The sequence below is a fragment of the Bradyrhizobium sp. USDA 4354 genome, from assembly GCF_054060315.1.
This window is the reverse complement of record NZ_JBSSDC010000001.1, coordinates 71,743-88,789: the sequence shown is the minus strand read 5'-3', so window position 1 is coordinate 88,789 and position 17,047 is coordinate 71,743. Positions and strand designations below refer to the sequence as shown.

The 17,047-nt window shown below is 65.8% G+C and carries 18 protein-coding genes and 1 pseudogene; 10 read left to right on the top strand and 9 right to left on the bottom strand.

Features of this window, described 5'->3' with window-relative positions:
- Positions 1–2: 2 nt before the first annotated feature.
- Entirely contained in the window at positions 3–650 is a 648-nt protein-coding gene (locus ACVIIV_RS00420) for a Vgb family protein (RefSeq protein ID WP_456742400.1), read from the bottom strand.
- Between the two features lie 30 nt (positions 651–680).
- On the bottom strand, positions 681–1,901 hold the full coding sequence (locus ACVIIV_RS00415) for a helix-turn-helix domain-containing protein (protein ID WP_456742399.1): 1,221 nt from the start codon (positions 1,899–1,901) through the stop codon (positions 681–683).
- Positions 1,902–1,991: 90 nt separating this feature from the next.
- Here ACVIIV_RS00415 and ACVIIV_RS00410 point away from each other — a divergent pair, with 90 nt between their 5' ends.
- Complete coding sequence (locus ACVIIV_RS00410) at positions 1,992–2,789, top strand: DUF899 domain-containing protein (RefSeq protein ID WP_456742398.1); 798 nt, start codon at positions 1,992–1,994, stop codon at positions 2,787–2,789.
- Positions 2,786–3,055 (top strand): hypothetical protein, encoded by a 270-nt coding sequence (locus ACVIIV_RS00405; protein ID WP_456742397.1) that lies wholly within the window; start codon positions 2,786–2,788, stop codon positions 3,053–3,055. The genes ACVIIV_RS00410 and ACVIIV_RS00405 overlap by 4 nt, the downstream gene beginning before the upstream one ends.
- 77 nt (positions 3,056–3,132) lie before the next feature.
- Here the strand turns inward: ACVIIV_RS00405 and ACVIIV_RS00400 are convergent, their stop codons facing one another.
- Both ACVIIV_RS00400 and ACVIIV_RS00395 read right to left on the bottom strand, forming a co-directional pair.
- Positions 3,133–3,549: a c-type cytochrome gene (locus tag ACVIIV_RS00400; protein WP_456742396.1), complete on the bottom strand. Its 417-nt coding sequence runs from the start codon at positions 3,547–3,549 to the stop codon at positions 3,133–3,135.
- Between the two features lie 113 nt (positions 3,550–3,662).
- A complete protein-coding gene (locus ACVIIV_RS00395; RefSeq protein WP_456742395.1) occupies positions 3,663–4,388 on the bottom strand; it encodes a L,D-transpeptidase in 726 nt (241 codons plus the stop codon).
- Between the two features lie 273 nt (positions 4,389–4,661).
- On the opposite strand from ACVIIV_RS00395, the gene ACVIIV_RS00390 reads away from it, so the two are divergent.
- The 3 genes from ACVIIV_RS00390 (at position 4,662) to ACVIIV_RS00380 (ending at position 7,222) form a co-directional block, all read left to right on the top strand.
- Entirely contained in the window at positions 4,662–5,714 is a 1,053-nt protein-coding gene (locus tag ACVIIV_RS00390) for a glycosyltransferase family 4 protein (protein ID WP_456742394.1), read from the top strand.
- 33 nt (positions 5,715–5,747) lie between these two features.
- Complete coding sequence (locus ACVIIV_RS00385; protein WP_456742393.1) at positions 5,748–6,437, top strand: methyltransferase domain-containing protein; 690 nt, start codon at positions 5,748–5,750, stop codon at positions 6,435–6,437.
- Between the two features lie 125 nt (positions 6,438–6,562).
- Positions 6,563–7,222 (top strand): hypothetical protein, encoded by a 660-nt coding sequence (locus ACVIIV_RS00380; protein ID WP_456742392.1) that lies wholly within the window; start codon positions 6,563–6,565, stop codon positions 7,220–7,222.
- A 294-nt stretch (positions 7,223–7,516) separates the two neighbouring features.
- On the opposite strand, the gene ACVIIV_RS00375 is transcribed toward ACVIIV_RS00380, so the two are convergent.
- Positions 7,517–9,181, bottom strand: a complete 1,665-nt coding sequence (locus ACVIIV_RS00375) for an aminotransferase class III-fold pyridoxal phosphate-dependent enzyme (RefSeq protein WP_456742391.1) — start codon at positions 9,179–9,181, stop codon at positions 7,517–7,519.
- Between the two features lie 35 nt (positions 9,182–9,216).
- Between ACVIIV_RS00375 and asd the strand changes: the two genes are divergently transcribed.
- Together asd and ACVIIV_RS00365 are read left to right on the top strand one after the other, a co-directional pair.
- The gene (gene asd / locus ACVIIV_RS00370) at positions 9,217–10,080 is read left to right on the top strand and encodes an archaetidylserine decarboxylase (RefSeq protein WP_456742390.1); all 864 of its coding nucleotides are present in this window, start codon (positions 9,217–9,219) and stop codon (positions 10,078–10,080) included.
- Between the two features lie 64 nt (positions 10,081–10,144).
- A complete protein-coding gene (locus tag ACVIIV_RS00365; RefSeq protein ID WP_456742389.1) occupies positions 10,145–10,708 on the top strand; it encodes an NUDIX hydrolase in 564 nt (187 codons plus the stop codon).
- A gap of 120 nt (positions 10,709–10,828) precedes the next feature.
- On the opposite strand, the gene ACVIIV_RS00360 is transcribed toward ACVIIV_RS00365, so the two are convergent.
- Entirely contained in the window at positions 10,829–11,617 is a 789-nt protein-coding gene (locus ACVIIV_RS00360; protein ID WP_456742388.1) for a DUF2147 domain-containing protein, read from the bottom strand.
- Positions 11,618–11,813: 196 nt separating this feature from the next.
- Here ACVIIV_RS00360 and ACVIIV_RS00355 point away from each other — a divergent pair, with 196 nt between their 5' ends.
- Positions 11,814–12,701, top strand: a complete 888-nt coding sequence (locus ACVIIV_RS00355; RefSeq protein WP_456742387.1) for a DUF2147 domain-containing protein — start codon at positions 11,814–11,816, stop codon at positions 12,699–12,701.
- A 220-nt stretch (positions 12,702–12,921) separates the two neighbouring features.
- Here ACVIIV_RS00355 and ACVIIV_RS00350 read toward each other — a convergent pair whose 3' ends face one another.
- Positions 12,922–13,047 carry a hypothetical protein gene (locus tag ACVIIV_RS00350; RefSeq protein WP_456742386.1) on the bottom strand — a complete coding sequence of 42 codons (126 nt, stop codon included), beginning with the start codon at positions 13,045–13,047 and terminating at the stop codon, positions 12,922–12,924.
- 147 nt (positions 13,048–13,194) lie between these two features.
- Between ACVIIV_RS00350 and ACVIIV_RS00345 the strand changes: the two genes are divergently transcribed.
- Complete coding sequence (locus tag ACVIIV_RS00345; protein ID WP_456742385.1) at positions 13,195–14,400, top strand: extensin family protein; 1,206 nt, start codon at positions 13,195–13,197, stop codon at positions 14,398–14,400.
- 122 nt (positions 14,401–14,522) lie between these two features.
- On the opposite strand, the gene ACVIIV_RS00340 is transcribed toward ACVIIV_RS00345, so the two are convergent.
- Both ACVIIV_RS00340 and ACVIIV_RS00335 read right to left on the bottom strand, forming a co-directional pair.
- Positions 14,523–14,858 carry a DUF6665 family protein gene (locus ACVIIV_RS00340; RefSeq protein WP_456742384.1) on the bottom strand — a complete coding sequence of 112 codons (336 nt, stop codon included), beginning with the start codon at positions 14,856–14,858 and terminating at the stop codon, positions 14,523–14,525.
- A 43-nt stretch (positions 14,859–14,901) separates the two neighbouring features.
- The gene (locus ACVIIV_RS00335; protein ID WP_456742383.1) at positions 14,902–15,537 is read right to left on the bottom strand and encodes a TetR/AcrR family transcriptional regulator; all 636 of its coding nucleotides are present in this window, start codon (positions 15,535–15,537) and stop codon (positions 14,902–14,904) included.
- Positions 15,538–15,729: 192 nt separating this feature from the next.
- Here ACVIIV_RS00335 and ACVIIV_RS00330 point away from each other — a divergent pair.
- Positions 15,730–17,041, top strand: a pseudogene (locus ACVIIV_RS00330) (HlyD family efflux transporter periplasmic adaptor subunit).
- Positions 17,042–17,047 lie beyond the last annotated feature (6 nt).

Here is a 17,047-nt window from a genome sequence, read left to right as displayed (position 1 = left end):
CGTCAGCGCATCGAGCTGCGCCGGGGGCGGCGGACCGCTCTCACTTTGCCGGCACTGCCGCCACCGCAGAACAGGCGATCGCCGCCGTCCGACTCCAGTCCCGAGACCATCGTTCCTGCGGGCAGGTCGAGTTGCTCCAGCACCTTGCCGGTCTCGGGATCGACCCGCCTGATGTCGCTGTCCTCGCCTTCCCAGGTGCCATGCCAAAGCTCGCCGTCGACCCAGGTGACGCCGGTGACGAAGCGCTTGCTTTCGATGGTGCGGAGAACCTTCCCCGTGGCCGGATCGATCTGATGGATCTTGCGCTCCCGGTATTGACCGACCCAGAGCGAGCCTTCCGCCCAGGCCAAACCTGAATCGCCGCCACCGCCGGGCGCGGGAATGGTGGAGATTACCTTGCCCGTCGCGGCGTCGATCTTCTGGATGCGATCCTCGGCGATCTGGAATAGGTGGCGGCCGTCGAAGGCCGTCCCCGCATGCGCGGCGACGTCGATGGAGCGCGCGATCTTGCCGCTGGCGGGATCGACCGCGTTCAACTTGTCGCCGGATGCGAACCAGACATGGGTGCCGTCATAGGTGACACCATGCACGGCCTCGACGCCTGGAAAGGGCCCATACTCCGTGACGATCTCGGCGGCTGAACGTTTCATGTGCTCGATCCCTTTGAACTGGTGCACACCCTACGTCTTCAGGAGCGGCGTGGGGAGTAACAAGCCTGTCGGGAAACCCGGAATGGGCGGCGTCATCCAGCGGCGCGCCCGTCCATGTCCGAAGCACTGCACCTTGCCCGACCGCGCCAGCTCCTCGAGCGCGCGTTGCACGGTGCGCGGACTGTTCCCAAGCGCAAGTGCGAGGGCCGAGCTCGACCATGGCTCGCCGTCGGCGAGAAAGGCGAGGACGGCGGCATGCTTCTCCTCGACGGGCCGCGCCAGCACGAGGACGTCGCGCGTCTTCCGCGGCGCGAGCACAAAGCCCTGCTTCGTCGCGCTGACGTCGGCGAGAGGCTCGAGCTTGGTGCGGAGCCGTCCGATCTCGACGCGCAATCGCGCGCGGTGCGACTCGTCGGCGTGCCTCGCTTGGAACGCGCCTGATATCAACGTTTCTCGCAAGACATCTGCGGGCCATGCCTGCGCCAGCAGACGAGCGAGCGCGAACAGCACGGGACGCGTTCCGAGCGACACCATGACGCCTTGCCTGCGCACCACATGATGGAAGGTGTCCACGACGAGCGCTGTCGAGGTCGCCAGCCTCTCGACCTCTCCGAGGAGCAGCGGGTGTTCGCTGCCGCGCGCGATCAGGCGTGCCGCCGGCGTGTCGAGTATGAGGTTCGCGCTGTCGACCTCGGCCACGAGCGCCGGGATTTTCGCAAGGCGCGCTGCGTGAGCCGCGCGGCCGAGGGCCGTGCGCGCGTCTTTCGTTCTGAGCCGCCTGATTGCGATGCCGGCGACCACGAGCTCGCGGACGACTTGGGAGGCGGGCGGGAGCGGCGCAGGACGGACTTCGGCCAGCGTGCGCTCGGCCTCGTCAAGGCGCCCGACCAGAAGCAAGCGGCGCGCCTCGATATGGCCGGCATGGGCGGCGTTGGCGAGATCGCCGTGCTTTTCGAGCGTCGCTCGCGCTGCAGCGAGCGTCTTCACCGGCCAGCTCAGATCGCGCGAGACCAGCGCGATCTCGGCCTCGGCGACGATGCACCTTGCGCGCGCCACCGCCTCGCGCGGACCGAAAGCGCGCGCGGCGGTGCGCAGCAGCGCCTTTGCTTTGCCGAGATCACCGAGCTGCGCCATCGCGATGCCGCGCAACGCCAGCGACGGCGCGTCGTTGCGCAGCGCGACGCGGTTCAGCGCGCCGAGCGGATCGCCGGCCTCTAACGCGCGCGCGGCGGCGGTGATCAGCGACTCCATGTCAATCCCGCCACACTTGTTACTCCCACCGCGCAACCGCCTGGTGCCAGAAATCGTTGGCAGGACGTCAAGCAAGCAGTTTGGAGAACCATGATGACTTCAGCAGATAAAGCAGGGACTAACGGAAAGACCGCCATGCAGACCCCGCCGGTGGTGTCGCCGCAGGACTGGGAGGCGGCCCGTCTGCAACTGCTCGTGAAGGAAAAGGCGCATACCCGTGCCCGCGATGCCCTGGCCGCCGAGCGGCGTCGCATGCCGTGGATGGCGGTGGACAAAACCTATGCGTTCGAAGGCCCCGGCGGCAAGCTCAGTCTGCTCGACCTGTTCCAGGGCCGGCGGCAGCTGATCGTCTATCGGGCTTTCTTCGAACCCGGCGTGTTCGGCTGGGGGCCCGATCACGCCTGCCGCGGCTGCTCCATCGTGGCGGACCAGGTCGCCCATGTCGCGCATTTGAATGCCCGCGACACCACGCTCGTGTTCGCCTCGCGCGCGCCGCAGGCCGATATTGCGCAGCTGAAGCAGCGGATGGGCTGGACCATGCCCTGGGTCACCATCACCGACAGTTTCGACGCCGATTTCGGCGTGGACGAGTGGCACGGCACCAACGTGTTCTACCGCGACGGCAGCCGCATCTTCCGCACCTATTTCGTCAAGAGCCGCGGCGACGAGCAGATGGGCGGCACCTGGAACTATCTCGACATCACCCCGCTCGGCCGGCAGGAGGTGTGGGAGGACTCTCCCAAGGGCTATCCGCAGACGCCGACCTATAAATGGTGGAACTGGCACGACAGCTACACCGAAGGCGGTGCGCCCGATAAGAAATGGGTCGAGATCTCGGACGCCGGCGAGAAGGCGTTTCGCGAGGAGGCCGCAGGGGAGCGGAAATGACCTCTCCCGTCAGCGCGGTCCCCAGCGCCGGCCGCGACGGTATCGTGGCCGCGCGCCACCTCGCCAGATGGCTGGGGCTGGCGGCCACGCCGACCTTTGCGATCATGGCCGTTCTGACCGCCGCGCTCGGCGGCGGCCCGGCGGACATGCTGTGCGGCGCCGGGCAGGGGTCTCTGCTCGGCGGGATGGTGCCGATGTATCTCCTGATGAGCGCGTTTCATTCGGCCGCGTGGCTGAGGCTGATCGCGGAGCGGCGGAGCCGATGAGCGGCTTCCAGTGGTGTGCACGCCTCATCCTTCGAGACGACCGCTTCGCGAAGGACGACCCGGCGTGGCCTGGGTCGCTATTGCGACTGCGCCTGCAGATACGCAACCACCTTCGCCGCTTCCTCTGCCGAGACGCCGCCATAGGGCTGCATCTTGTGGCCGGATACGACGTCGTCAGGCTTGACCATGAAGCGGGTGAGCTTGTCCTGGTCCCAGACGAAGCCGGCTTCCTTCATTGACGAGGAGTAATTGTAGTTCGGCAGCGAGCCCGCCTTGCGTCCGACGATCTTGTTGAGGTTGGGACCGAGGCGATTGTCGCCCTCCTTCACGGAGTGGCAGGTGCGGCAGGAATTGTTGAAGGCCTGCTGGCCCGTGTCGTCACTCGCGGGTTGCTGCGCGAGCGAGGAGGGCGCGCACAAGAGCAGCGTCAGTGCTCCGGCGCCGGCCAGAGCGTGCAGCCATGGGCTCGGCGAGGATTGCAGGCGTGGTTGCATTTGCGCCTCCATCGGGGACCATGCCTGCAGCAGGCGCGCGTCGGCATGTCGGGGACAAACGAAAACGGCCCCGGTGAGTTCCGGGGCCGCTCGCGTCACGATGTCCTGTCGCTTTACCGCGTCGCGGCGCCGAGGTCTGCACGGCGCTCGGTCATCGGCAGCACGATCACCTTGGTGCCGACGTTGACGCGGGAATAGAGGTCGGTGACGTCCTCGTTGGTCATGCGGATACAGCCGGACGAGACGCGCTTGCCGATGGTCTCGGGGGCGTTGGTGCCGTGGATGCGGTAGATGGTGCCGCCGAGATACATGGCGCGCGCCCCTAACGGATTGCCGGGGCCGCCGGCCATGTGGCGCGGCAGATAGGGCTGGCGGGCGATCATCTCCGGCGGCGGAGTCCAGGCCGGCCACTCGGCCTTGCGGCTCACCGACTGGATGCCGGACCAGGTGAAGCCGTCGCGGCCGACGCCGATGCCGTAACGCAGCGCCTGGCCGCCTCCGAGCACGTAATAGAGATAGGTGTTGGGCGTATCGATGATGATGGTGCCCGGCGCTTCGCGCGTCGCGTAGGAAACGGTCTGGCGGCGGAAGCGGGCCGGCAATTCGACCGTATCCTGTTCTTCCGACGGCTCGGTCTGGTAGCTCGGCGCCTGATAGGGCTGATAGGGTTGATAGGGTTGGATCGGCTGCGGCGCGGCCATCGGCGGCAGCGGCTGGAAGAACGGGAAGAGCTGCACCGGCGCGGCATTGGCTGCACCCGCGAACGCGATTGCAGAGACCGCGACTGCGCCGAATGCAACGGCGCGCGAAAACGTCTTGAACGTGTCCAGATTGAACATGTGATCGCCCCTGTTTGCTCGGTGTTCTCTGCCACCGCGGCACCGTTTCGGTGCTCCGTTGCCCAAAGTCCTAACGGCAAAACGTTTCGGGACATTTGCGCGGAAAACCGAAAACGTTTCATGGCGGCAAGGATTGTTTCATGACGGTTTCGTGGCTCCGTGGGCCCGTTAACGAACAAAACAGCCGGCCGACACTTCTGTGACGTCACACGCCTGAAATATCCTTCGTTGATGGTCGATGCCTGAGAATCATCAAACTCTCGGGATTTTCCCATGCGGGTATTAATCGCGACCGATGCCTGGCATCCGCAGGTCAACGGTGTGGTCCGGACGCTGACCTCGCTGGCGAATGCGGCCAAGGCCCTCGATGTCGAGATCGACTTCCTCACCCCCGACGGTTTTCCGTCCTGGCCGCTGCCGACCTATCCGGGCCTGCGCATTGCGCTGCCGAGCGGGAAAGAGATCGCGCGGCGGATCGAGAAGGCCGCGCCGGAGGCGCTGCACATCGCGACCGAGGGCCCGATCGGCTGGGCCGCGCGGGCCTATTGCCGCCGCAACCGGCTCGCCTTCACCACCTCCTACACCACGCGCTTTCCCGAATATGTCTCGGTGCGGACCGGCATCCCGGCGAGCATCGGATACGCCGTGCTGCGCCATTTCCACGATGCCGCCGCCATGACCATGGTGGCGACGCCCTCGCTGCGGCAGGAGCTGTCCGAGCGCGGCTTCAAGCGGCTCGGCTTCTGGACGCGCGGCGTCGACACCGAGCTGTTCCATCCCGACGCTCCGGCCCAGCTCGACCTGCCGCGCCCGATCTTCATGACCATGGGGCGCGTGGCGGTGGAGAAGAATCTCGAAGCTTTCCTCTCGCTCGATCTGCCCGGCACCAAGGTCGTCGTCGGCGACGGTCCGCAGAAGGCGGCGCTCGAAAAGAAATATCCGGACGCGGTGTTCCTCGGCGAGAAGAAGGGCGCGGATCTCACCGCGCATCTCGCTGCAGCCGACGTCTTCGTGTTTCCGAGCCTCACCGACACCTTTGGCGTGGTGCAACTCGAAGCGCTCGCCTGCGGTACGCCGGTCGCGGCGTTTCCGGTGACGGGTCCGAAGGACGTCATCGCCGATCACCCGATCGGCGCGATCGATCACGATCTGCGTGCCGCGTGCCTGCGCGCGCTCGCCATGTCGCGCGAGACCTGCCGCAATTTCGCGCTGGAGCGTTCCTGGGAGAACAGCGCGCGCCAGTTCGTCGGCAATCTCACCTCACTTCAGCCCAGCCGCGCGTTGCGCGCCTCGCCTCGCATGGCGCGGCGGCCGGTGCGCGGTTGATCTTCAATTGGAACCACAGCGAGAACCTCATCGATGGCTAAGATCATGAACCTTGACGGCACCCAGCAGCTCGACCTCACCCGCGGCACGGTCGAGCAGGCCTATGACCGCTGGGCGCCCGTCTACGACCTCGTGTTCGGCGGCGTGTTCGCCAAGGGCCGGCAGGCCGCGATCGCTGCCACCAACAAGATCGGCGGCCGCGTGCTCGAGGTCGGCGTCGGCACCGGCATCTCGCTGCCGCTCTACGCGCCGAACCTGCGCATCTTCGGCACCGACATCTCGGAAGCGATGCTGGACAAGGCGCGCCGCCGCGTGAAAGAGCAGAAGCTGAAGAATGTCGAGGGCCTCGCGGTGATGGACGCCGAGAAGCTCGAATTTCCGGACAATTCCTTCGACGTCGTGATGGCGCAATACGTCGTCACTGCGGTGCCCAATCCGGAGAATGCGCTCGACGAATTCGCCCGCGTGCTGCGTCCGGGCGGCGAGCTGATCATTCTCACCCGCGTCAGTGCCGACACCGGCATGCGCCGCTTCATCGAGCAGAAGCTGCAGCCGGTGGTGCGTCCGCTCGGCTTCCGCACTGCCGAGTTCGCCTGGTCGCGCTATGCCAAATGGCTCGCCGGCGCGCATGGCATCGAGCTCGCCGAGCGCCGCTTGATCCCGCCGCTGGGGCACTTCTCGCTGGTGCGCTTCCGCAAGGTCGACGTCGCCAAGGCGGCTTGATCAGAAGCTCGCGCGTCGCGTGCGTCATCGCGCCGCTGCACATCGTCACATGACAAAATGATGATGTCACACGGCCTACATCGAATCCCTGTAATTCCGGACCCGAAAACATTTTGGGGGAGAGCATGATCAAGAATTATCTCGAGCAGCTGCGGATCCAGCGCTGGGACGACCATCGCTACTATCACCACAGCCGCATCAATCAGAGCCTGCACTTCGTCAGCGCGCTGAGCTTCCTCTTCGCCTATGTCTGGCTGTTCATCGATCCCGTGGTCTCCGCGCTGGTCGGCTGGCTGGTGTCGATGACCTCGCGCCAGGCCGGTCACTTCTTCTTCGAGCCGCACACCTACGACCACATCAACCAGGCGACGCACGAGTACAAGGAAGAAATCAAGGTCGGCTACAACCTGCAGCGCAAGGTGGTGCTGATGGCGATCTGGGCGCTGTCGCCGTTGGTGCTGGTCATCGATCCGACGCTGTTCGGCCTGTTCACGCCCTGGGCCAGCGCGACCGACTTCATGCGGCAGGTGGCGAAGATCTGGCTGGTGGTCGGCGGCGGCGGTCTCCTGTTCCGCACGGTGCACCTGTTCTTCATCCGCGACGTCGAGACCGGCCTCGTCTGGATGACCAAGATCCTGACCGACCCGTTCCACGATCTGATGCTCTATCGCAATGCCCCGCTCGCCCTGATGCGCGGCGAGCTGATGGATCCCGGCCTGCACCTCAACCCCGAGCATACGCTGGGCTTCATCGACGAGCCCGTGCTCGAAGAGCAGCACGCCTGAGCGCGGCGCGCACAACACACTCCGATGTCTGATGGCTACGTCATGCCCGGCCTCGCGCCGGGCATCCACGTCTGGGGGGCCTCTTCGCCTCTCCCCGCGTGCGGGGAGAGGCCGACGCGCGTAGCGCGGCGGGTGAGGGGGGCTCGCCGCGGGGGTCCAGTCAGCGGGGTGTCCGCTAGCACTCACCGCGTGCGTGGAGAGTCCCCCTCACCCCGACCCTCTCCCCGCAAGCGGGGAGAGGGGGAGGAGGGACCTCGCCCCGGAATGACGGTGGTTGTGTTGGGAGCGCAGACCTCAGCGCCCAAAACGCTTGGCCAGCATCTCTTTCAGTATCTGCCGCTTGATCTGCTTGTTGGTAAGCACGCCGTCGTGCCACCAGAAGCCGTCGGCCTTCATCTTCTGCGCGGCGCGGACGAAGCGTTCGGCGACCTCGGCGAAGTCGGCGTCGCTGTAGTTGAGGCTGAAGATCAGCCGGCCGGTGCCGACCCAGCTCAGCGCCAGGCCTTCGGCGCGCAGGTAATATTGCAGCATCCAGTTGTAGCGGGACGGGAGAGTGTATTTCACCGTCCAGATCGACGAGAAGTTGGCGAACCGCACCGGCAGGTCGGCGCCCTCCATCATCTGGTTGAGTTGTTGGACGCGGCCGTTCCAGGTCTCCTCGAGGCCCTCATAGACGGCACGAAAATTCGGGCTGGCGAGGCGGCTCAGGAACTCATCCATCGCCGTCATGACGTAGGGGTGCGAGTTGAAGGTGCCGCGGGCGAAACAGATGTCGGCGGGGCGGTCGTCGCGGAAGCGGCGCATCAATTCGCGCTTGCCGCAGACCACGCCGACCGGCAGGCCGCCGGCAAGACTCTTGCCGTAGGTCACCATGTCGGCGCGCACGCCGAAATATTCCTGGGCGCCACCGGCTGCGAGTCGGAAACCGACGAAGACCTCGTCGAAGATCAGGACGATGCCGCGTTGGTCGCAGACCTCGCGCAATTTCTTCAGCCACTCGGTGTAGGCCGCGCGATCGAAATTGCCGCCGCGCGAGGAATCGACCAGCGAGGAATCGCCGGGCGCATTGGCGTTGGGATGCAGGCCCTGCAGCGGATTGACCAGCACGCAGGCGACGTCCTTGCGCGTACGCAGCACGTGCAGGGTCTTCTCCGACGTCTCGGCGAGGGTGTAGGTCTCGTGCGCGGGAATTGGGTTGCCGACGCCCGGCTGCACGTCGCCCCACCAGCCGTGATAGGCGCCGGCGAAACGAACCAGATGCGTGCGCTTGGTGTGGTAGCGCGCCAGCCGCACCGCCTGCATCACGGCTTCGGTGCCGGACATGTGGAACGAGACCTCGTCGAGGCCCGAGATCTGGCAGAGCCGCTGCACGTTCTCGAGGATCACGGGATGGTAGGGACCGAGCACGGGCCCCAGCGCATGCGCGCGCTTCTCGGCGCCTTCGATGCATTCCTTGTAGAAGTCGTTGCCGAAGATGTTGACGCCGTAGGATCCCGTGAGATCGTAGAAGCTGTTGCCGTCGACATCCGTGACGGTGACGCCGCGCGAGGACTCCATGAAGGTCGAGGTGCCCAGATGCTCGCGAACGAGACGCGAGAACTGGAACGGGACACGATAGCTTTCGGTGAAATTCAGATCGGAGATTTTCTCCGCGGCCTCCTTCGTCATTGCGCGCCCCTTCGGGTAGCGCTGGGCGTAGAGGGCGGCGAGGCGGAAGAAGCCATCCTTGCGCTGCGCGGCGATGTTCGCCGGCGCGCCGTCGCAGGAGAAGTAATCGTTCTCTCCGAACTCGTAGAACGGGAGCAGCTTTGCCACCCGGCGCGACATCTTGGAGTGCCCGGCGAGCGAGTGGTGCTTGGCGCGGGACAATTCGACCCGCGCCTTGATCTTCGGGAGGACGGCGGCAGCGGAGGCTGCGGCGGCCACGGACATCGAGAGAATCGGGAGTGTCGTTTCCATGACAACAAGCGCTAACCCTGTGAGCTGACAGATTCATGACAGTCAAAGCCCTCATCGCCTCTTTCACCCAGCAGGAAGACCTCAACTTCCTGTTGACCAACCGCATCCCGCGCGCGGCCCTGACCCGCTTCATGGGCTGGTTCTCCAAGATCGAGAATCCCTTCGTGCGGGACTTCTCGATCGCGTTGTGGAGGCTGTTCTCCGATCTCGATCTGTCCGAGGCGCGCAAGGCGCATTTTAGCAGTCTGCACGACTGCTTCACCCGGGAGCTCAAGCCAGGCCTGCGGCCCTTTGATCCCGATCCTTCGGTCGTCGCCAGCCCCTCCGATGGCATCGTCGGCGCTCACGGCAAGATCGCCGATACCGAGCTGTTCCAGGTCAAGGGCGCGCCCTATTCGCTGCTCGATCTGCTCGGCGACTCCGCGCTGGTCGAGCAGCACCGCAACGGCTCCTTCGTCACGCTGCGGCTGACCTCCAGCATGTATCACCGCTTCCACGCGCCCTATGATGCCCATATCGAGCGCGTGACGCTGATCCATGGCGACGTCTGGAACGTCAATCCGATCGCGCTCAAGCGCGTCGAGCGGCTGTTCTGCAAGAACGAGCGCGCGGTGATCCGGACGCATCTTTCGACCGGTGAAGCCGTGACGCTGGTGCCGGTTGCCGCGATCCTGGTTGCGAGCATCCGCCTGCACTTCCTCGACATGGTGCTGAACGCGCAGACCCGCGGCCCGGTCAATTTCCCCTGCGACGTCAACGTGGCCAAGGGCGAGGAGCTCGGCTGGTTCGAGCACGGCTCGACCATCATCATCCTTGCGCCCGGCGATTTCACCTTCTGTGACGGCATCGCCGAGGGCACGCGTATTCGCGCCGGTCAAGCGTTGCTCAGAAGAAAGTAGCCTTCAATCCGCCGTCCCCGCTGTCTATACCGCGTTTCCGGGACGACGATATTGGATGTGAGCGATGGCACGGGCGCCGGTGATCGCAGCGGGTGGTATTGTGCTGCGGCGGGGTTCGACGCCGCTGGTTGCGGTGGTGCGCCAGCGCAAGCGCAATGAATGGGTCCTGCCCAAGGGCAAGCTCGATGACGGCGAGACGCCGAAGGAAGCCGCGCACCGCGAGGTGCTGGAGGAGACCGGCCACGACGTTGCCGTGCACGAGTTTCTGGGCACGCTGGTTTATCAGTCCGGCGGGCGCTCCAAGGTCGTGCATTTCTGGCGGATGGAGGCTGACGGCGGGCCGGTCCGTAAGCTGATGAACGACATCAAGGCGGTCGACTGGCTGACGCTGGACGATGCGATCGGGCGCCTGTCGCGCGAATATGAGCGCACGTTTCTCAACCAGGTTGGCCCGATCGCGCTCGCGGCGGCGGGGTTGGCGGCATCGCCGGCGCAAGAGCCGACGCCGTCGAGTGACGACGTCTATGCGGGGCTGCAGACGTTGACACCCGCCGAAGCGGCCTCCGTCGACGAATTGCGCCACGGCCTGTTGCAGAAGGTGAAGGCCTGGCTGCGCGGCGAGGCGTGAGTTGTCTTCACCTCGCCCCGCTTGCGGTCAGGGCAATCGCATATGGGAACGATTTCGCCTGTAGCCATCCTTCGAGACGTTCGATGCTCCGCATCGCCCCGGGATGACGCGCTCCGCGTGTCAGCTCACGCGCTTCCAGGTCTGGCCGCCGCAGAACATGCCGCCGAAGGCGCAGCCCTGCACGCGCATCGCATTCGGACCCTTCATCGAGATCGTGGAATCGTAGTTGCGGCCGGAATTGGGGTCGCGAATGCGGCCGCTCCACTTCGAGCCCTCGGACTTCATGTTGATCAGGATGCGCTCGTTGGTCTTCTCGGCGTAACCGCAGAGATTGGCGCCACATTGTTCGACGCGGACGTTGCCCTTGTTCTCTTCGGTCGCCCAGACGCCGATCGGCGAGTTCGCTGCCGCCACGGGCGCGGCAGCAACCGGAGCCGGGGCGCGAGCAGCAGCGACGGGCGCGGTAACGGGCGCGGGCGCCGCGACGGTCGGCAGCTGCGTGTTGCTGTCGAGGCCGACGGACGGAGCGGGGGCAACAGTTGCCGCCGGGGCGGCGGGAGCCTTCACGGCTGGTGCGGAGGGCGCAGCCTGCACCGGCGCTTGCGGCACTGGCTGCTGCTGCATCGGAGCCGGCGTGGGCTGCGCCGGTGTGGTCGCAGGTGCCGGCGTGGTGTCGACGTCATCGTCCTTGGAGCCGCCAAGGCCGTTGAGGTTGATGTTGTTCAGCTTGATCGGCTTGTCCGACAGGCCGGGCGCGACGATGGTCACGCAATTGAGCGAGGCGCAGTTGCGCGGCGTCTCGATGCGGATGTGCTGGCCCTCGATCTGGAACGAGATCGAATTGCCGGCATGCGCGGCGGCAGTCGAAGCGAGGAAGAGCGCGGTGGCGGCGATGGAGAGCTTGTTCATGACAACCTCCGAGAATTGCGTGGTCCCGATATGGACCGGTGTCGCTGGTGGATGAAGCGTGGTTCGACCCTACGCCGGGATGGTCAGGCGTTCTGTGATGGGCGTCACAACGAACGCGCGCCGCCTGGGTGATGCAGCGCACATTCAGCTGCAGTTGCTCTGGGTAAATTCGTCGCGACTCTGAAGGGAGACGCCGATGCAGCGGCTTGCGATCTGGCTTGGCATATTGATCGCACTGATGGCGATCGCGCCCGCAGCGCAGGCTGGCTCCTACTCCTTCTCGATTGGCGGCCATCGGCTCCATGTCGAGGCACCGCGCAATTGCCGATCCGCTTCCTGTGTCACGGTGTCCTCCAATCGCAGCCTCCGGCCGACGGAAGATGTCGGCACAGCACCGGCCTTGGCGCCGGCGCCCGCGCCGGTCGTCCAGGCGCCGCAGCCGGCTTGTCCGGCAGTTCCAGTTCGGCCGCCACAAGCGACTGTGGTCGTGCCGCCACCGGCGCCTCCTGTCCTTGCCGCGACGACGTCGCAGCCCATTGTGCCGCCGCCGGCGCCAAGATCGGAGACGTCAGGATTGGAGACGCTGAGCGCAAATCCGCCGCGTGTTGATCTGCAACGCATCGATCAGCCGAAGACCGTCGCGCTCGATCCGCCGCGCATCGAGCCGCCGGTCGTCGTCCCGAGGCCCGGAATCGAGCAGACCGCAACGGGTGCACAGCCTGGCGACGATGAGGGCTATAACCCGCTCGGCGAATGGGAGAGCCTAGGTGCCAAGGGCGCGGTCCGCATCGAGCGCTGCGGACCTGCACTGTGCGGTTACGCGCTCACTGAAGCATCGAGCAGGGGCGAGAGCGTGCTCGTCAACATGAAGCCGAAAAAGCATGATGTCTGGACCGGCAGCATCTACAGCCGCTCCAGCGGCAACACCTATTACGCGACGATGACGCTGAAGAGCTCCGGCAGGCTGCACGTGGAAGCCTGTGCGCTCGGCCACTTCTGGTGCTCCGGCAACGACTGGACGCGTGTCGAGGCGCCGCGGGAGAAGATGATCACCTCATCGCGGCAGTCGGGCGCAAGGTCGTAGCTCCTTGCGATGCGCATTGTTGTGCCCTCGCCCCTTGTGGGAGAGGGCAGCTCCGCTGGTCGACACGGGCTCATCGGGATGAGGGGTTTGTCTCCACGAGGGCGGCGCGCGAGGGTAGAACCCCTCATCCGTCGCGCTCAGGAGCGCAATTGCGCTCCAAAGCGCGCCACCTTCTCCCACAAGGGGAGAAGGGAAGAGGGTCACCGTGTACTTTGAGCCTCTAGATCATGCCGAGCACGATGGCGCCGACGAAGGCCATGGCGAGGTAGGCGGTGATAACGCTCAGTCTGCCGGCGAACGTCATGAGGTCGCTCCCGCTGGTCGCGCGCTTTGCCGCGACCGTCATGGTTAACAGAGAGTCTCCTCGCGAAAAAGTCAGCCTTGCTGTCGCTCATCGGCGGCAGCGTCCGAGCAAGCGCGGGCCGTCATGGTTAAGGAAGGCTGAAGTCAACACGTTGAAGAGTCTTTAAGTAAATTCACCGAACGTGCGTGCATGACGCGCGGAGTTCGTTTGTATCTCGTCGGCTCCATCGTCCTTGTCTCGCTAGCGGGTTGCGGTCGCGGCTTCTTTCAGGCCGAACGTGAACCGTGGCGGGCCGAGGCGGAAGCTGCATGCCTGAAATCGGGCGCGGTGAAGGAAAGTGCGGACATCGTCCGCATCGACCCGATTTCCGGGCCCGGCAGCTGCGGCGCCGAGTTTCCGCTCAAAGTCGCCGCCATCGGCGAAGCCTCCAGCAGCTATGGCTTTGCCGACGAGGAGCTGCGCCCGCCGGGCAGCATCGGCGGCCAGCCGCGCTGGCCGGTGACGCAGCCGCGATCGAATTATCCGCAGAGCCAGAATTATCCGGCATCGTCCTATCCGCAACGCTCGAACTATCCCGACAGCGCGGTGCGCCAGCCCTCCGGCTATGGCACTTCAACCGGGCCGATGTCGCTGAACGCGCCCGGCGTCGCGCCGCAGGAAGACGAGATCGACCTGCCGCCCGAGGGCACCGATGCCGCGGGCGCGGCGCGCTACATGAATGCGCCGAGCTATCCGGCGCGGCCCGCACCTTACTCGCAGGCGCCGGCGCAGCAGCCGCTGCCGCGTCTTGGCCCGGCGCAGGGCAGTCCCGTCACGGCCGTCGGTCCGGTTGCGATCAAGCCGACCGCGACGCTCGCCTGTCCGATCGTCTCCGAGCTCGACCGCTGGCTCGCCGACACCGTGCAGCCCTCGGCGATGCGCTGGTTCGGCGTCCGCGTCGCCGAGATCAAGCAGATCTCCGCCTATTCCTGCCGCGGCATGAACGGCAATCCGCACTCCCACATCTCCGAGCACGCCTTCGGCAATGCGCTCGACATTTCCGCCTTCGTGCTCGCCGACGGCCGCCGCGTCACGATCAAGGACGGCTGGCGCGGCATGCCGGAAGAGCAGGGATTTTTGCGCGACGTGCAGTCGGGCGCCTGTGCACATTTCACGACCGTGCTCGCGCCGGGCTCGAACGTCTACCACTACGATCACATTCACGTCGATCTGATGCGCCGCGCCAGCCGCCGCCTGATCTGCCAGCCCGCCGCGGTGTCCGGCGATGAGGTTGCCGCCCGTGCGCAATCGCGCAGACCCTATGCGAGCGCGCGCGAACCGTCGGTGACCGGTTCGCTCGGTGCGCGCAAGAGCACAGGGCGCAAGCGGGACGAAGACGAATACGCCGACGATTAGGCGAGCCTTTGCCTGCAGCCCGGATCGAGCCAACGGGTCGGCGCGAAGCGCCGCCCGATGACAGGCTCCGCGCAATCCGGGAAAGTGTCCCCGCATATCGCTGCGCTCATGCGGGCTACGATCTACGTCGGCTTCGACGATGCGGGGGCCAGTCCCATGCAGCGCTGCACCTCACCCGGGACGTTGTAGGTGCGCATGATATGGCGGCTGTCGCGCAGGCCGGACGCCTCACGCTGGACCACGAACATCCAAAGCGCGTAGCCGGCTTCCGTCACCAGCTTGCGTCTGGCCGGTTGCATCGAGGTCGGCACCTCCGAGGCTGCGTGGGCTGCGTCGAACTCACGCAAACGCGCCAGCGCCTGTTCGAGTGCGCGGCCCATCCGTCCAAGCGCCGAGGCCTGTTCCTGGACGATCTCGTAGTGGAGGATATCGACCGGCGGGCGAAGATCACGAGACATGGCCGCAATATAGTGCCGCCCGCCCCGCAGGCGCAACGCGCTGCTACTTCGTCTTGTAGGCCGCCAGGAACATCCGCGTTGCGCTGTCGACCACCTCGGCCATGCGCTCTTCCGACGGTGCCGGCGCGGCCTGGAACACGAAGGGCAGGAAGAGTGAAGCCTTGGCCAGTTCCATGAACTGCGAGGCGGCAAGATCGCAATCGTCGATCTCAAGATCGCCCGAGGCGACACGGGCCTTAAGATATCCGGAGAGGCGGTTGATGCTCTTGTCCAGCACGCGCGCATAGTAACGGCGGCCGACATCCGGCATGCGTTCGGCGATCGCCATCACGGTGCGGATCGCCGATCCACCACCGGGCCGGCAGATCAGGTGCAGGTAGGCGAGGCCGAACTCCTTCAGCGTGGTCTCGGCATCGCGGGCGGGATCGAAATTGAACACGACCTGGCCGTGCTGGAGCGCCTCCTGTTCGAGGATGGCTTCGAACAGCGCGCATTTGTCGGCGAAGTAGACGTAGAGCGTGCCCTTGGAGACCTGCGCGGCGCGCGCGATCTCGCCCATGCTGGCGCCATCGAAACCCAGAGCCATGAACACCTCGCGGGCACCTTCGAGGATCTGGCGGCGCTTGGAGCTGTCCTCCTCCTGGACGACGTGCAGATGTTCGTTGGCAGCTACAACCATTGGTTTAGTGTCTCGAAAGGTTTTTGGACGGATCAGGGTCACGAAACTCGAAAAAAGGATTCGCGGCAGTACGATCCTTCCGGGTGCATTGTCTATATTGACCGAACCGTTCGGTCAATGATATTTGAGGTCAGCGAGAGGAAACCGGCTGCTGCAGCGGCCGCCCTCGATCGCGCTTTTGGGGAGGCCTGTATGGCCGTATCGAGAGACCACACGGCTCGCGTCCTTCGCCAGGAAGCGGTGGACCAGGCGGGGCAGTGATGCTGCGTCCGAGACATCGGTCCCCCCTGCCGAGCAGTTGCGCGCTCATGTGGCCGAGGAAACGAGACGTCCGACCCGCGAAGCGCCAGAGAAGCCGGTGACCGACAAGCCCGGCACACAAGCGCCGGGCGCGCCCGCCGCCGCTGCGCCCAAGTCCGGCAAGCGCAAAGTCGTCCTGATGGGCGTCGGCCTCGTCCTCGCACTCGCTGTTGCGGGCTATGCCGGCTATTACACGCTGGTCGGCCGCTTCTACATCTCCACGGACGATGCCTATGTCCGCGCCAACAACACCATGCTCGGCGCGCGCGTTGCCGGCCACATCTCCTCGATCCTTGCCGGCGACAACACGCCGGTGCGTGCCGGCGACATCGTCTTCCGCATCGACGACGGCGACTACAGGATCGCGGTCGAAGCCGCCGCGACCAAGATCGCGACCCAGCAGGCCACCATCGATCGCATCGGCCGCCAGGTCGCGGCGCTCGACAGCCAGGTCGCGCAGGCCAAGGCGCAGCTCGTCTCCGCCGAAGCGGGCCTCAAGCGCGCCGACCTCGACTATGAGCGCCAGCAGGCGCTGAGCAGCAAAGGCTTTGCCTCGCGCGCCACCTTCGAGAGCTCGGAAGCCGGACGCGATCAGGGCGCCGCCGCGGTCAAGGCCGCGCAGGCCGCCTACGACGTTGCCGTCAGCAATGTCGATGTCGCAAGGGCGCAGCAGGCCGAAGCACAGGCGCAGCTCGCCGAGCTCAAGACCTCGCTCGCCAAGGCCGAGCGCGACCTCGGCTTCACCGCGGTGCGCGCGCCCGTGAACGGCACGTTCTCCAATCGGCTGGTGAACACCGGCGACTTCGTCGCGGTCGGCCAGCGCCTCGGCAACATCGTGCCGCTGGACGACGTCTATATCGACGCGAACTTCAAGGAGACGCAGCTCAAGCGCATCCGTCCCGGCCAGCCGGTGACGATCAAGGTCGATGCCTACGGCATGCGCAAGTTCTCCGGCGTGGTCGACAGCATCGCGGCGGGCGCGGGCTCGGTGTTCACGCTGCTGCCGCCGGATAACGCCACGGGCAACTTCACCAAGATCGTGCAGCGCGTGCCGGTCCGCATCCGCGTGCCCAAATCGGTGGCGAGGCAGAACCTGCTCCGCGCCGGCATGTCGGTCTACGCGACCGTCGACACCAACAAGGGCGCCGCCGACGCCGACAGCGAGGTCGATCTCGACGATCCCACCGCGGTTCACCCGCAGTAGCCGGAA